The sequence below is a fragment of the Aeromicrobium sp. SP1 genome, assembly GCF_055663785.1.
The window spans coordinates 3,101,845-3,115,764 of record NZ_JBQVVK010000001.1; the positions used below are offsets into that span (position 1 = coordinate 3,101,845).

Below are 13,920 nucleotides of genomic sequence, written 5' to 3' on the forward strand. Positions count from 1 at the left end.
GATCTGCCCATGAGCTCCGACTGGCACTTCGACGCCATCGGAACCGCGTGGGCGATCGGGACCCCCGACCCGGTCGCCCACGCCGTACGGAACGCGATCACGGACCGGATCGACGCGTTCGACCGGACGTGGTCGCGTTTCCGTGAGGACTCCACCGTCGGCCGGCTCCGGGAGGAACGCGCCGTCGACCTCGGCGCCGATGCGCCCGCGATCCTGGCGATCTACGACCGGCTGTTCGCGCTCACCGACGGCGCGGTCAGCCCCCTCGTCGGCGGCGCGCTCGAACAGCTCGGCTACGACTCCGGCTACTCGTTGACCCCCGATGGCCGCGCCGTGCGGGTGCCCTCGTGGCGCGACTGCACGCTCGACGGCACCGTCCTGCACGTGCCGGCGGCCGTCGTCCTGGACATCGGCGCGGTCGGCAAGGGGTGGCTGGCCGGCGAGGTCGCCGCGATGATCGACCAGCCGTGCGTCGTCGACGCCAGCGGCGACATCGTCAACCACTCCGGCGACGTCCTGCGCGTCGCCCTCGAGCACCCGCGCGATCCCGAGTCCGCGATCGGGATCGCCGAGGTCCCCGACGGCGAGGCGATCTGCGGCTCGGCCGCCAACCGCCGCGCGTGGGGAGCCAACCTCCACCACGTGCTCGACGCCCGCTCGGGCCGGCCGACGCGCCACGTCCTCGCGGCGTGGGCCGGCGGTGCCGATCCCGGCTGGGCCGACGGGCTGGCGACCGCGGCGTTCTTCACCGACGACCTCGACGGCCTCGACGCCTGGTGGATCGCCGTCGACCACGACCTGCGCGTGCACGGCGCCGGTCTGCCCGGAGAGGTGTTCGCATGACCACGCTGACGACGGTGCTGGACCGGCAGCTGGGCCGGTTCACGATGTACCGGCTCGTGACACTCGTCCTCTCGGTGCTCGCCGTCGTCGCGATCGGCCTCGCCGCCGCCGAGCGGTTGGACCCGACGATCTTCCCGGTCGGCGCGATGGTGCTGACCCTCGCGGTGATCGTCGCCGCCTCGCTCGCCGCGAACGTCGCGGTGGGCCGACTCGTCGGCGCGCACCCGCACCTGGAGTCCTCGCTCGTCACCGCGCTGATCCTGTGGTTCCTGTACTGGCCGACCACCGACGCGACGCAGCTGGCGTGGCTCGCGGGCGTCGCGGCACTCGCGCAGGCCTCGAAGTACGTCGTGGCGTGGCGCGGCCGGCACCTCGTGAACCCCGCCGCGGCCGGCATCGTGCTGAGCCTGCTGCTCGGGCAGGTCACCGGGTGGCCGATCCCGTTCACCGCGTGGTGGGTGGCCAGCGGCGCGCTGTTCTGGCTCGTCCTCGCCGGCGCGCTCCTGGTGCTGTACCGGACCCGCCGGCTGGGAGTGGGGCTCGCCTTCGTGGTCGTGGCCTACCCCCTGACGGTGTGGGGGCTGACGTCGTTCGGCACCGACCTCGGCACGGCCCTGACCACCGCGGCGACGTCGTACCCGGTCGTGTGGTTCGCCGGCTTCATGCTGAGCGAGCCGCTCACGCTGCCGCCGCGCCGCTGGCAGCAGTACCTCGTCGCGGTCGTCGGCGCGCTCGTGTTCACGTGGCCGCTGACGTCCTTCGCGGTGACCGGCGACTCGCTCACCGGCGCGCCGTTCGAGACGACCTACGAGCTGGCCCTGGTCGTCACCGGCCTGATCGCGTTCGCGTTCCGGCAGGGTGCCCGCACGCTCGTCCTGCGAGAGCGGCGCACGGTCGCCGACGACGCGGTCGAGTACGTCTTCCGCGCCGACCGGCCACTGGCGTTCGCGCCCGGCCAGTACGTCGAGCTCGACGTGCCGCATCGCGGCGTGGACACCCGCGGCCGCCGGCGGATGCTGAGCGTCGTCTCGGCACCGGGCGAGGACGTCGTGCTGGCGACCCGCCATCCTGCTCCCGGCTCCTCGTACAAGCGCGCCCTCGCCGACCTCGAACCCGGCGGCCGCGTCCGGGTCACCTCGATCCACGGCGACTTCGTGTGGCCCGCCGACGGACCCCTGCTGCTCGTGGCCGGCGGCATCGGCATCACCCCGTTCCTGAGCCAGCTGGCGGCCGAGCCGGGTCGGGACGTGCAGCTCGTCTACGGCGTCCGATCGGCCGACGCCGTGCCGTTCGAGGACCGGCTGGCCTTCCTCGGCGACCGCCTGCACGTGATCGCCGGCGCCGAGCTGACCGCCGACCAGATCGCCGCCGCGGTCCCCGACCTGGCCGACCGGGTCGCATTCGTCTCCGGGACGCCGGGGATGGTCGACGCGGTCGCCGCGGGTCTGCGTGGCCGGGTCGCCGGGATCCGCACCGACCACTTCCTCGGGTACTGAGTCATGCCGCCCGGGCCGGTCGCGGCCCGACCCGGCACAATGGCTACCGTCGAGTATCCGAGGGAGGCCGCGTGCGCGTTGCACTGTTGTCGTACCGCAGCAAGCAGCACAGCGGCGGCCAGGGCGTGTACGTGCGCAACCTCGCTGCCGGCCTGGCCGAGCTGGGCCACGACGTCACGATCCTGTCGGGTCAGCCGTATCCCGAGGACCTGCATCCGGCCGTGCGCCTCGAGAAGGTGCCGAGCCTCGACCTGTACCGCGAGGACGACCCGTTCCGGACGCCGAGGCTGCGGGAGATCCGCGACTGGATCGACGTCCTCGAGTACGGCCAGATGATCACGGCGGCCTTCCCCGAGCCGCTGACCTTCAGCCTGCGCGCGCGCCGGCTCGACCTGTCGGGCTACGACGTCGTGCACGACAACCAGTCGCTCGGCTACGGACTGCTGTCGATCCTGCGGCGGCGCCCGTTTCTGGCCACGATCCACCATCCGATCAGTCGCGACCGCGGCCTCGACCTCGCCGCCGCGCGCGGGACGAAGCGGATCACGACCCGGCGCTGGTACGCGTTCGTGAAGATGCAGGCGCGCGTCGCGCGGCGCATCCCGACGATCCTGGGCGTCTCGACGGCCTCGGCCGGCGACACCGTCACGGACTTCCGGCTCGACCCCGCGCAGATGACGGTCGTGCCGCTCGGCGTCGACACCGAGCTCTTCCGGCCCTCGCCGCGTCGCGAGCCCGGCCGCATCGTCGTGGTCGCGAGCGCCGACAGCCCGCTCAAGGGCCTGCCGCACTTCCTCGACGCGGCGGCGAAGCTGCGCACGGACCGGGACATCGACGTGCACCTCGTGTCGAACCTCGACCCCGAGGGCGCCACCCACCGACGCATCCACCAGGGCGACCTCGCGGGGGTCGTCACGGTGCACAGCGGCATCAGCGACGAGGACCTGGCGGCGCTCATCTCGTCGGCCGAGGTGATGGTCGTCCCGTCGCTGTACGAGGGATTCAGCCTGCCCGCGGTCGAGGCGATGTCCTGCGGCACGCCGCTCGTGGCCAGTGCCGCCGGAGCGCTGCCCGAGGTCGTCGGCGACGCGGCGGTGCTCGTCGAGCCCGGCGACGTCGAGGCGCTCGTCACGCAGATCGGCCGCCTGCTCGACGATCCCGCCGAGCGGGCCCGACTCGGCGCGGCCGCCCGCGAGCGCGCGCTGGACCGCTACAGCTGGGTCGCCGTCGCCCGGCGCACCGCACTGGCCTACGAGAAGGTGATCGCCGAGCACGGCGCGTCCCGGGAGAACAGGAAGAACCGCCATGCTGACCGTTGACTTCGACCGCCTGCGCGTCGGACGGGGAACCCGCTTCATCGACGTGGGCGCCGGAGCCGGCCGCCACTCGTTCGAGGCCCTGCGCCGCGGCGCGGACGTCACCTCCTTCGACCTCGACGAGGTGGAGCTGAAGGGCGTCGACGACATGTTCGCCGCGATGGCGCTCGAGCACCAGGTCCCGCCCGGCGGCGCGGGCCGGATCGAGGTCGGCACGATCCTCGACATGCCCCACGCGGACGGCTCGTTCGACGTCGTGCTCGCCTCGGAGATCCTCGAGCACGTGCCCGAGGACGTGCAGGCGATCAGCGAGCTCGAGCGCATCCTGGCGCCCGGCGGCATGCTCGCCGTCACGGTGCCGCGGTGGATGCCCGAGGCGGTCTGCTGGGCGCTCTCGGACGAGTACCACGCCAACGAGGGCGGCCACATCCGCATCTACAAGGCCGACGAGCTGCGCGCGAAGCTGGAGGCGACCGGCCTGACCTTCGTGCACCAGCACCATGCCCACGCGCTGCATGCGCCGTACTGGTGGCTCAAGTGCGCCGTCGGGGTCGAGCGTGACCAGCACCCGCTCGTGCGGGCGTACCACCAGCTGCTCGTGTGGGACCTCATGAAGGCGCCGCGGACCACGCGCTGGACCGAGCAGGCCCTCAACCCCGTGCTCGGCAAGAGCGTCGCGCTGTACTTCCAGAAGCCGTTCTGATGTCGGCGACCGGTGCGCCGCTCGGGGGAGTCCGGTGACCCCGACCGAGGCCGAGGTCACCGCGAAGTGGATCGAGTCGGTCCAACTGCCGACGGGTGCCATCCCGTGGTTCGAGGGCGGGCACCTCGACCCGTGGGACCACGTGCAGGCGGCGATGGGACTGGCGGTGGCCGGACTGCTCGACGAGGCCGTCGCGGCGTACGACTGGCTCGCGCACGCCCAGCGTCCCGACGGCTCGTGGGCGCGCAAGTACTGGCCGGGCGTCGACGACGACGGCATCGAGGAGCCGGAGACCGACGCGAACTACTGCGCCTACGTCGCGACGGGCCTGTGGCAGCTGGCGCTGCTCGGGGTCGACACGGCACGGTTCCGGCCGATGCTCGAGCGTGCGGTCGACGTCGTCCTCGGCCTGCAACGCGGTGACGGCCCGGTCGCGTGGGCGCGCGGCGTGAGCGGCGAGATCGCCGACGATTGCCTCGTGACCGGCAACTCGAGCATCGTGTTCAGCCTGCGCTGCGCCGCCCGGCTCGCCGAGCGCTGGGGCCACCCGCGTCCGCACTGGGAGCACGCCGCCGATGCGGCCGCCCACGCGCTCGTCCACCGCCCCGAGCTGTTCACGCCCAAGCCGCGGTTCTCGATGGACTGGTACTACCCGGTGCTCACCGGCGTCCTCGACGGCGCGGCCGCCGCCGAGCGCCTCGACGAGCGGTGGGACGAGTTCGTCGTCCCGGGCTTCGGCGCGCGGTGCGTCACGGTCAACCCCTGGGTCACCGGCGGCGAGACCCTCGAGCTCGTGCTCGCCCTCGTCCGTGCCGGTCGCCGCGAGGCGGCCGCCGCCCTTCATGCCGACATCCAGCACCTGCGCGACCCGGACGGCTCGTGGTGGACGGGGCTGGTCTTCTCCGACGACAAGCGCTGGCCCGTCGAGCAGTCCACGTGGACCGCCGGCACCGCCCTGCTCGCGTGGGACGCCCTGCACGACGTCACGCCCGCCGCGGGATTCCTCGGGAGCAGCTGACCCGGGCGACCGCCACTCACCTCACGGCGACGTGACGGAGCTGGCCGGGTCGACGAGGATCTTCGCGTGCGTCTCGGGGTCGCCGAGCGCGTCGAACGCGGCGGCGACGCCGTCGAGTCCGACCGTCGCGGTGTGCAGCGGCGAGGGGTCGACCTTGCCCGAGGCGATCAGCTGCAGCGTCTCGTGGAACTCGGCCGGGTCGTAGCAGAACACGAACCGCAGATCGATCTCCTTGTTGCTGGCCATCGTCGGGCGGAACGTGTCGGGCTCCATGCACACGCCCACGACGACGATGCGCGAGCGGATCGGCGCGTGCGTCACGAGGTCCTCGATGACGCCGGGCACGCCGACGCACTCGAACACGACGGGGCCCTTCGGGGTCTGGCCGAGTCGGTCGCCGAGCCGCATGACCCGCCGCCACGGCAGCCCGGGAACGCGACGCAGGGCGCGCATGACCTCGATGCCCTGCCCGAAGTAGTCGGGCGCCGACGTCACGTGGGTCGCCGGTCGGTCGTACGCATCCCAGGGCGACTGGACCGTGGGGTCCACGACGACGTCGGCGCCGCAGCGGCGGGCGAGGGCGCGCCGGCCCGCGGAGTAGTCGCTCGCCACGACGGTCCGCACCCCGGCGGCCTTGAGCATGAGGATCACCGCGAGCCCGATCGGGCCGCAGCCGATCACGAGTGCGACCTCCTTCTTCGAGATCTCACTGCGGTTCACGGCGTGGTGGGCCACCGCGAGCGGCTCGGTCATCGCGACGCGGTCGGGGTCGGCCCCGCCCGGGACCTCGAACGTCATCGACTCCTGCACGAGCACGTACTCGGCATAGCCGCCGGACGCGTACTCGGACAGCCCGGTCATGTCGACCCGGCCGTCGCGCTTCACGACGGGCAACGCCACGACGGGGGTGCCGACGTCCCAGCGCGCCCGGCACTTCGCCCCGTACGCGGCGACGGTGCCGGTGAACTCATGGCCCATCACGACGTGGTCGGCGCGCCGCATGAAGCGGTCGTAGTCGACCTCGGCGGCGACGTCAGCGCTCGCGTCGGCGTGCACCCGGGCGTGCAGGTCCGAGCCGCAGATCCCCGCGCGGGTCACGGCGACGAGCACCTGTCCGGGGCCGGGTTGCGGGGTCGGCAGGTCGACGACGGTCAGCTCGCCCTCGTGGACGCTGACGGCCCTCACGCCGGGATCCCGGTGGTCGTGGCGGCGGTCCAGACGAGACCGTCGTCGAGGTCGGCCCGGTTGGTCGACCACGAGTCGACGAGGAAGTTCTGCCGGAACGACCACGGGTAGGCGTGCGTCGCGCGCGGCATGAGGTGCGCGCCGCGCCGCAGGTAGCCCGACTGCATGTCCATGAGCGGCGTCGCCGCCGGCGTGCCGTCCATGCGCGGCACGACCGAGACGGCGCCCGTCTCGCGCAGGCGGCGCAGCACCTTCGCGACGAACCGGGACGTCATGTCCGAGCGCATCGTCCACGACAGGTTGATGTAGCCGACGCAGAACGCGAGGTTGGGCAGGCCGCTGAGCATCGCGCCGTGGTAGGCGTAGGAGTCCGCGGGATCGCGCGGCTCGCCGTCGACGGTGAGCTTCGCGCCACCGAGGATCTTGATGGTCAGCCCGGTCGCGGTGACGACGACGTCCGCCTCGAGCACGGTGCCGTCGTCGAGCCGGATGCCGTTCTCGACGAACCGGTCGATGCCGGCCGTGACGACCGACGCGTCGCCGGACTTGATGGCGGCGAAGATGTCGCCGTGCGGGGTGATGCACAGCCGCTGGTCCCACGGGTCGTACGGCGGGTTGAAGTCGCGATCGGCGATCTCCTCGGAGCCGGTGCCGGCGACGACGCCCTTGCGGATCAACGAGCGCATCTGCTTCGGGGCGCGCTGGCAGGCCTGGTAGAGCGCCCACTGCAGCATCATGTTCTTGGCCCGCACGACCTGGTGCGCGACTCCGGCGGGCGCGACCTTGCGCAGTGCGTCGGCGATCGGATCGCCCTTCGGCTGAGCGATCAGGTAGGACGGCGTGCGCTGCAGCATCGTCACGTGGCTCGCGGTGCCGGCCATCGCGGGGACGACCGTCACGGCCGTGGCGCCGCTGCCGATCACGACGACCTTCTTCCCCGAGTAGTCGAGGTCCTCGGGCCAGAACTGCGGGTGCACGACGGTGCCGCCGAAATCCTCGATCCCGGCGAAGCCCGGGTCGTACGGCTGGTCGTAGTCGTAGTAGCCGGTGCACGCGACCACGAAGCGCGCGGTCCACTCCTCGGGGCCGTCGGGCCCGGTCGTGTGGACGGTCCAGCGGGCGTCGGTGGACGACCAGTCGGCCGACTCCACGAGGCGACCGAAGTGGATGCGCCGGTCGATGCCGGCCTCGCGTGCGGTGTCCTCGAGATAGCTGCGGATCTGCTCGCCGTCGACGATCGCGTCCTTCCCGCGCCACGGCCGGAACGGGTACGAGAGCGTGAAGAAGTCCGAGTCCGAGCGCACGCCCGGGTATCGGAACAGGTCCCACGTGCCGCCGATGCGCTCGCGGCGCTCGACGATCGCGTAGGTGAGTCCGGGATTGGCCTGCTGGATGCGGTAGGCCATGTTGATGCCGGAGAGCCCGGCTCCGACGATGAGGACGTCGACGTTCTGCGCAGTCATGCCACGATTGTGACGCGCGACACGTGGGCGACGTGCCACGACGCGAGAATCAGGGCGAGCTCAGCCGATCGTGACGGTGCGCCGGGCCAGCACGCGTGCCGATCCACGGCTGTGCGGGGCGTCGAGGGCGACGACCACGACCGTGGCCTTGCCGGGGCGCAGTCGGGGCACCGTGAACCGGTGCGAGAACGCGTAGCGGCTGGGATTCCTGGCGGTGACGACGACCGTGCGCCGCCCCTGCGTGACCTTGATCCGGATGCGCGTGCCGATGGCGGGCCGATCGGTGTCTGCGGCCCGACCCGTGACCGTGACGGAGCGACGCGTCGCGGTGACCGACGAGACGACGCCCACGGGGCTCCCGCCGGCGCGGGTGAAGCGCAGGAAGGCGCGGGGCTGGGAGGCGCCCGAGTAGCGCACGGTGCGGAACGTCCCGTGGGACGTCACCTCGGAGACGAGGACGGAGGAGTGGTCCTTGGCGACGCTCTCGACGATCGCGAGGTGACCGCTCGTGCCGCCGACGCCGGCGGGCGCCTGACCCCACCACGCGACGTCGCCGGCGACCGGCTGCGACGTCTGCACGGCCGTGCCGGCCGCGAGGGTCTCGCGACGCCAACCGCTCGCGGTCGAGGTGACGAGGATCGGGGTGACGGCACGGCCCGACGTCGTCAGCCGGTGCGCCGCGTAGTGCCGATTGGTGCGGACGGGAGCGCCCCAGATCCTCCGGGTGACCTTGCCGTAGCCATACGTCCTGGCGCCGGAGGCACGGCACGCCGCGAGACCGCTGCAGCGCACGAGGGCACCGGAGGCGACCCGGCCGTGGCTCGTGCCGCGCGACCGGATCGCGGTGGTCATGTCGGACGCCCGCATGGCCCACGTCGCGAGGGTCTTCGCGCCGGCGGCGGTCGGATGCACTCCGTCGAAGGTGTGCGCGGCGGTGAGCGAGGGGAGCGGGATCCACGTGAACCCGTGTGCGCGCGCGAGGTCCTCGTAGGTGGCCGTGACGGCGATGTTGCCGGTGCCGTTGGTCGAGCCCCACGGAGTCATCACGTAGACGTTCGACGGGTCGACACCTTGCAGGTCGGTGGCGCGGGCCAGGTCCTCGAAGTAGGCGGTCGCGATGCTGCGGCGCTCGGCGGCACTCACGGCGATGCGCTGGTGGCTCTCGCACTTCCAGATGTCGTTGCGGCCCACTTCCAGGAGGATCACGTCCGGGTCGTTGGCGGCGATCGCACCGAGGCGCTGGCCGAACGTGGTGCCGGTGCACGTTGCGGCGCCGGTCCTGCCACGTGCGACGAGTCCGCTGCCGGCCTCGGCGCTGACCATGACGTCGGCCGGGTCAACGCCGGCGGACTGCGCCACCCAGGCCCACCAGGCCTTCGCGCGGCCGTCCGTGCCGGTGGCGTTGTAGCGCGATCCCGACGAGATCGAGTCGCCGAACACCAGGACGCGGGGGTCACCGGAGTCAGGGGCGTCGGGGTCGGGGGTCACGACGTCGCCGTCGTTCGCGGCCCGGCTCGCGGCCGACACGGTCGCCCGGATCGTCCCGTCGGGGCCCGTCTGGACCGCCTCGGCACCCGGTGCCACACACAAGGAGACCGCTGCCAGGGCGGCAGCGGTCCACAGCAGCACGGGGCGGGGCACGGGAGGATTCTACGGGAATCTCCAGTCCCACCAGTCACAACCGCCTGAAAAGCTGCCCGTAGAGTGCGCGCGTGAGCATCCTGCCCCCTGACCTGGTCCGCATCGCCGACGCCGTCCGCGGGTTCCTGCCCGACGACGAGGCGGCCGCCCTGCGCGAAGCCGCCGCCACCCACGCGTCGGCAGGTGGGGTGCTCGTCGAGATCGGCACGTACTGCGGCAAGTCGACAGTCCACCTCGGCCACGTGGCGCGCGAGGCCGGGGCGACGCTCGTGACGGTCGACCACCATCGGGGCTCCGAGGAGCACCAGGTCGGGTGGGAGTACCACGACGCCTCGCTCGTCGACCCGGAGACGGGAGCCTTCGACACACTGCCGGTCTTCCGTCGGGCGATGTGGGAGGCCGGGCTCGAGGACGTCGTCGTCCCGATCGTCGGCCGGTCGGGGACGGTCTCGGCGTTCTGGGGCACGCCCGTGGACCTCGTCTTCGTCGACGGCGGCCACACCGAGGAGGCAGCGCAGACCGACTACGCCGGCTGGGCACCGCACGTCCGACCCGGTGGCGCCCTCGTGATCCACGACGTCTTCCCCGACCCGAACGACGGCGGACAGGCCCCGTTCCACATCTATGAACGCGCCCTCGCCGACGGCTTCGTCGAGGTCGCCCACACCGGCAGCCTGCGCGTGCTCGAACGCCCCTGACCCGGTTCAGCCCAGCGGTGGCGCCAGCGGCGGCGGCACCCGGCGCGGGCGCGCCGCCTCGAACGCGGCCGCGAACGCGAGGAGCCGGTTGTCGTCCCAGCCGCGGCCGGCGAAGGTCAGGCCCGCGGGCATCCGGGTGTCGGCCATGAGGCCCATCGTCACGGTGACGGTCGGGATGCCCAGGTGCCGGATGGCGAGGTTCCCGTTAGCGACCCACGTGCCGTTGCGCCACGCGAGGTCGGCCGAGGCGGGGTTCACGTCGGCGTCCGCCGGTGCCACGTCGGCCATCGTCGGGAACGTCACGGCATCCAGCCCCAGGTCGTCCATCCAGTCCTCGAGCAGTTCGTGTCGGGCCCGTTCGAGCCCGCGCAGGCCGGCCTCGATCCCGGCGACCTCCCACCAGCGCGGCACGCCCGCCCGGGCGTACTCGACGTACTGCGCGAGGTCGATCGCGTCGTCGGTGTAGCGCGGCGGCAGGTACGGCGAGTCGTAGCGGTCCGGCAGGGCGCCGGCCGGGTGCGGGAAGATCCGCGATCCGTCGACGTCGACCAGTCGTCGCAGGTGCGGGTCGTCGTTCGCGGCGAGGAAGTCGTCCCATGCCCCGACCGCGAGGTCCCACAGTTCGGCGTCGAGGAACTCCTGCGGCACCCAGCCGAGCTCGACCAGCGCCCCGGCCTCGTAGCGCTGCACCGCCGGGAAGTCGGTCTCGACGATCTCGGCCCCGAGGGCCCGCAGGTCGTCGGCCGCCGCCTGCCACAGGTCGATCACGCTGGGCCGGGTCGCCACGGGGAACGGTCCGCGGTCGTCGCCGACGTACATCCGCGGCACCCCGATGCGGGTACCGCTCAGCACCTCGGGGTCGCGCAGGTCGGCGTAGTGCTCGGGCCGGATGGCGGGACCCGGTATCGGCACCCACTCCTGCATCCGCCACAGGTCGCCCCGCCGGTCGGTGTCGGGCGCGACCAGCACGTCGAGCACCTCCAGCAGGTCGGCCACGCTGCGGGTGTGCGGAACGACGACGTCCATCGTCGGTACGAGCGGCCAGTTGCCACGCACCGAGATCACCCCGCGCGAGGGCGTGTACGCGACGAGGCCGTTGTGGCTCGCCGGGGCGCGACCGCTGGACCAGGTCTCCTCGCCGAGGCCGAAGGCGCACAGGCTCGCCGCGACCGCCGTGCCGGAGCCGTTCGACGAGCCGGACCCGAACGCCGAGGTGAGGTGGTCGCGCGAGTACGGGCTCTCGGCCCGGCCGTGCAGGCCGCGCTGCATGCCGCCGTTCGCCATCGGGGGCATCGTCGTGCGGCCGAGCAGGATCGCTCCCGCCGCGCGCAGGCGCTCGACGCTGAACGCGTCGCGGGTGGCGACGAGGTCTGCGAAGGCGGGTGAGCCGCAGGCGGCCGGCAGTCCGCGGGTCAGGAAGCTGTCCTTGACGGTGTACGCGATCCCGTCGAGCGGGCCGCGCGTCGCGCCGCGAGCCCGGCGCGCGTCGCTCTCGCGGGCCTCGTCGAGCGCGTCGGGCGCCAGGACCGGGACGGCGTTCAGGTCGGGGTACGCCGCGATGCGTGCGAGGTGCGCCTCCACGAGCTCGACGGCGGTCGTCCGGCCGTCCGCCAGCGCCGCGCGCTGGTCGCCGATCGAGGCCTCCGCCACCTCGAAGCGACTCATGGTCGGGCGGCGCTCATGGGGTGACCCGTGGCTGCTGCTGCGTGATGCAGTGGATGCCGCCACCGCGCGTGAGGATCGGTCGGGCGTCGACCGTGACGACCTCGCGGCCATAGGCCTCGGCGAGGATCGCGGCGGCCCGCCGGTCGGTCACCGGATCGTCGTACCCGCACGCGACGACCCCGCCGTTGACCACGAGGTGGTTGGCGTAGTTCCAGTCGACGAAGCCCTCGTCGTCGGTCAGGGTCGTGGGCGCGGGCAGCTCGATCACCTCGAGCGTCCGACCGGCCGCGTCGACCGCCGACTCGAGGACGCTCCGGACCTGCCGGCACACCGCGTGGTCGGGGTGGTTCGCCGCGTCCTGCCAGTGCAGGAGGACGACACCGGGCTCTGCGAACGCGGCCACCATGTCGACATGGCCGCGGGTGCCGCCGGGCTGGTAGTCGCGGGTCAGCCCGCGGGGCAGCCAGATCGCTGTCGTGGCGCCGATCGTGCGGGCCAGCTCGCGCTCGACTTGGGCCTTCGTCGCCCACGGGTTGCGGCCGGGGTCGAGCTGCAACGTCTCGGTCAGCAGCACCGTGCCCTCGCCGTCGACGTGGATCGCGCCGCCCTCGTTCACGAGCATCGAGCCGATCACCTCGGCGCCGGCCGCCGTACCCACGACCGTGCCGATCTCGCGGTCGCGGGTCCACGTCGACCACGGCGTCGCGCCCCAGCCGTTGAACACCCAGTCGACCGCGCCGAGGCGCTCGCCGTCGGTCACGAACGTCGGGCCGATGTCGCGCATCCAGAAGTCGTCGAGTGGGGCCTCGAGGACCTCGATCTCGGCGGAGAGCCGGCGCCGCGCCTCGGGCAGTGCGGCCGGGTCGACGACCATCGTGACCGGCGCGAAGCCGAGCACCGCGTGGGCCACCGCGGTCCAGGCGTCGTAGGCCTCGGCCGCCGACTCCGCATCGTCGCCCAGGGTCTGTCCCGGACGGGGGAAGGCCATCCAGACCCGCTCCTGCGGGGCCGTCTCGGCCGGCATGCGCCATGTCATGGCTCGATCCTCTCAAGTGACGTGCGACACGCGTAATGTCCACCGTTAGACAAAAGACCCTCTCGGAGCGATAGCCTCGCCTCAGTTGGTCGAACCGGCAAGGGGGCGGGATCGATGAGTCTGGCCGATGCACTGTCTGAGGACGCCGTCGCCGTGGAGGTCGCCGCGGCCGACTGGCGCGCGGCGATCGAGCGCGCGGGCGAGCTGCTCACGCGCACCGACGTCACCACCGACGAGTACACGCGGGAGATGATCGCGGCCGTCGAGAAGCTGGGTCCCTACATGGTGCTCGCACCCGGCATCGCGCTCGCGCACTCGCGACCCTCCCCGGCCGTCCTCAAGCCCGGCATCAGCTGGGTCCAGCTCGCCGAGCCCGTCGAGTTCGGGCACGCCAAGAACGATCCGGTGTGGCTCGTGGTCGGGCTCGCCGCGAAGGACCACGACGGCCACATCGCCCTGATGGCCTCGCTCGCCGGGGTCCTCGCCGATGCCGATCTGCTCGCCTCGCTGCGCGGGGCGGGGTCCCCGGCCGCGGTGCTCGACATCCTCTCCTCCCATTGAAAGGTCACTCCATGATCAAGATCGTCGCTGTCTGCGGGATGGGCATCGGAACCTCCGTCCTGCTGAAGATGAACGCCGAGAAGGTGCTGCGCCAGCTCGGTGTCGATGCCGATGTCGAAGCCGCCGACATTGGGGTCGCCCGTGGTGCGGCCCGCTCCGCCGACGTCGTGCTGACGTCGGCCGAACTCGTGGACGAGATCGGTGACGTGCCCGCGAAGGTCGTCGTCATCGACAACTTCATGAGCCTGCCCGAGATCACCGAGAAGCTCACCCCGCTCGTTTCCTGACGCGCGAC

13 protein-coding genes are annotated in these 13,920 nt (G+C 72.6%); 8 read left to right on the top strand and 5 right to left on the bottom strand.

The features are described from left to right. Positions 1-9 precede the first annotated feature (9 nt). The 5 genes from ACT26F_RS15135 (at position 10) to ACT26F_RS15155 (ending at position 5,376) form a co-directional block, all read left to right on the top strand. On the top strand, positions 10-843 hold the full coding sequence (locus ACT26F_RS15135; protein ID WP_471671374.1) for an FAD:protein FMN transferase: 834 nt from the start codon (positions 10-12) through the stop codon (positions 841-843). Further along, complete coding sequence (locus ACT26F_RS15140; RefSeq protein WP_471671375.1) at positions 840-2,339, top strand: ferredoxin--NADP reductase; 1,500 nt, start codon at positions 840-842, stop codon at positions 2,337-2,339. The genes ACT26F_RS15135 and ACT26F_RS15140 overlap by 4 nt, the downstream gene beginning before the upstream one ends. A gap of 71 nt (positions 2,340-2,410) precedes the next feature. Beyond that, complete coding sequence (locus ACT26F_RS15145) at positions 2,411-3,658, top strand: glycosyltransferase family 4 protein (RefSeq protein ID WP_471671376.1); 1,248 nt, start codon at positions 2,411-2,413, stop codon at positions 3,656-3,658. After that, a complete protein-coding gene (locus ACT26F_RS15150) occupies positions 3,645-4,358 on the top strand; it encodes a class I SAM-dependent methyltransferase (RefSeq protein ID WP_471671377.1) in 714 nt (237 codons plus the stop codon). The genes ACT26F_RS15145 and ACT26F_RS15150 overlap by 14 nt, the downstream gene beginning before the upstream one ends. Positions 4,359-4,392: 34 nt before the next feature. After that, entirely contained in the window at positions 4,393-5,376 is a 984-nt protein-coding gene (locus ACT26F_RS15155) for a prenyltransferase (RefSeq protein WP_471671378.1), read from the top strand. A 21-nt stretch (positions 5,377-5,397) separates the two neighbouring features. On the opposite strand, the gene ACT26F_RS15160 is transcribed toward ACT26F_RS15155, so the two are convergent. From ACT26F_RS15160 to ACT26F_RS15170, 3 genes are read right to left on the bottom strand one after another with little or no spacing between them, the layout of a single operon-like run. Continuing rightward, positions 5,398-6,561: a zinc-binding dehydrogenase gene (locus ACT26F_RS15160; RefSeq protein ID WP_471671379.1), complete on the bottom strand. Its 1,164-nt coding sequence runs from the start codon at positions 6,559-6,561 to the stop codon at positions 5,398-5,400. Then, positions 6,558-8,024 (bottom strand): flavin-containing monooxygenase, encoded by a 1,467-nt coding sequence (locus tag ACT26F_RS15165; protein ID WP_471671380.1) that lies wholly within the window; start codon positions 8,022-8,024, stop codon positions 6,558-6,560. The genes ACT26F_RS15160 and ACT26F_RS15165 overlap by 4 nt, the downstream gene beginning before the upstream one ends. A gap of 60 nt (positions 8,025-8,084) precedes the next feature. Beyond that, positions 8,085-9,665 (bottom strand): GDSL-type esterase/lipase family protein, encoded by a 1,581-nt coding sequence (locus ACT26F_RS15170; RefSeq protein ID WP_471671381.1) that lies wholly within the window; start codon positions 9,663-9,665, stop codon positions 8,085-8,087. Positions 9,666-9,736: 71 nt separating this feature from the next. Between ACT26F_RS15170 and ACT26F_RS15175 the strand changes: the two genes are divergently transcribed. After that, the gene (locus ACT26F_RS15175; protein ID WP_471671382.1) at positions 9,737-10,363 is read left to right on the top strand and encodes a class I SAM-dependent methyltransferase; all 627 of its coding nucleotides are present in this window, start codon (positions 9,737-9,739) and stop codon (positions 10,361-10,363) included. 6 nt (positions 10,364-10,369) lie between these two features. Here ACT26F_RS15175 and ACT26F_RS15180 read toward each other — a convergent pair whose 3' ends face one another. Beyond that, the gene (locus tag ACT26F_RS15180) at positions 10,370-12,028 is read right to left on the bottom strand and encodes an amidase (protein WP_471671383.1); all 1,659 of its coding nucleotides are present in this window, start codon (positions 12,026-12,028) and stop codon (positions 10,370-10,372) included. A gap of 13 nt (positions 12,029-12,041) precedes the next feature. Next, on the bottom strand, positions 12,042-13,064 hold the full coding sequence (locus ACT26F_RS15185) for an agmatine deiminase family protein (protein WP_471671384.1): 1,023 nt from the start codon (positions 13,062-13,064) through the stop codon (positions 12,042-12,044). Between the two features lie 114 nt (positions 13,065-13,178). Here ACT26F_RS15185 and ACT26F_RS15190 point away from each other — a divergent pair, with 114 nt between their 5' ends. Continuing rightward, positions 13,179-13,625 carry a PTS sugar transporter subunit IIA gene (locus ACT26F_RS15190; RefSeq protein WP_471671385.1) on the top strand — a complete coding sequence of 149 codons (447 nt, stop codon included), beginning with the start codon at positions 13,179-13,181 and terminating at the stop codon, positions 13,623-13,625. Positions 13,626-13,636: 11 nt separating this feature from the next. After that, positions 13,637-13,912, top strand: a complete 276-nt coding sequence (locus ACT26F_RS15195; RefSeq protein WP_471671386.1) for a PTS sugar transporter subunit IIB — start codon at positions 13,637-13,639, stop codon at positions 13,910-13,912. Positions 13,913-13,920: the final 8 nt, after the last annotated feature.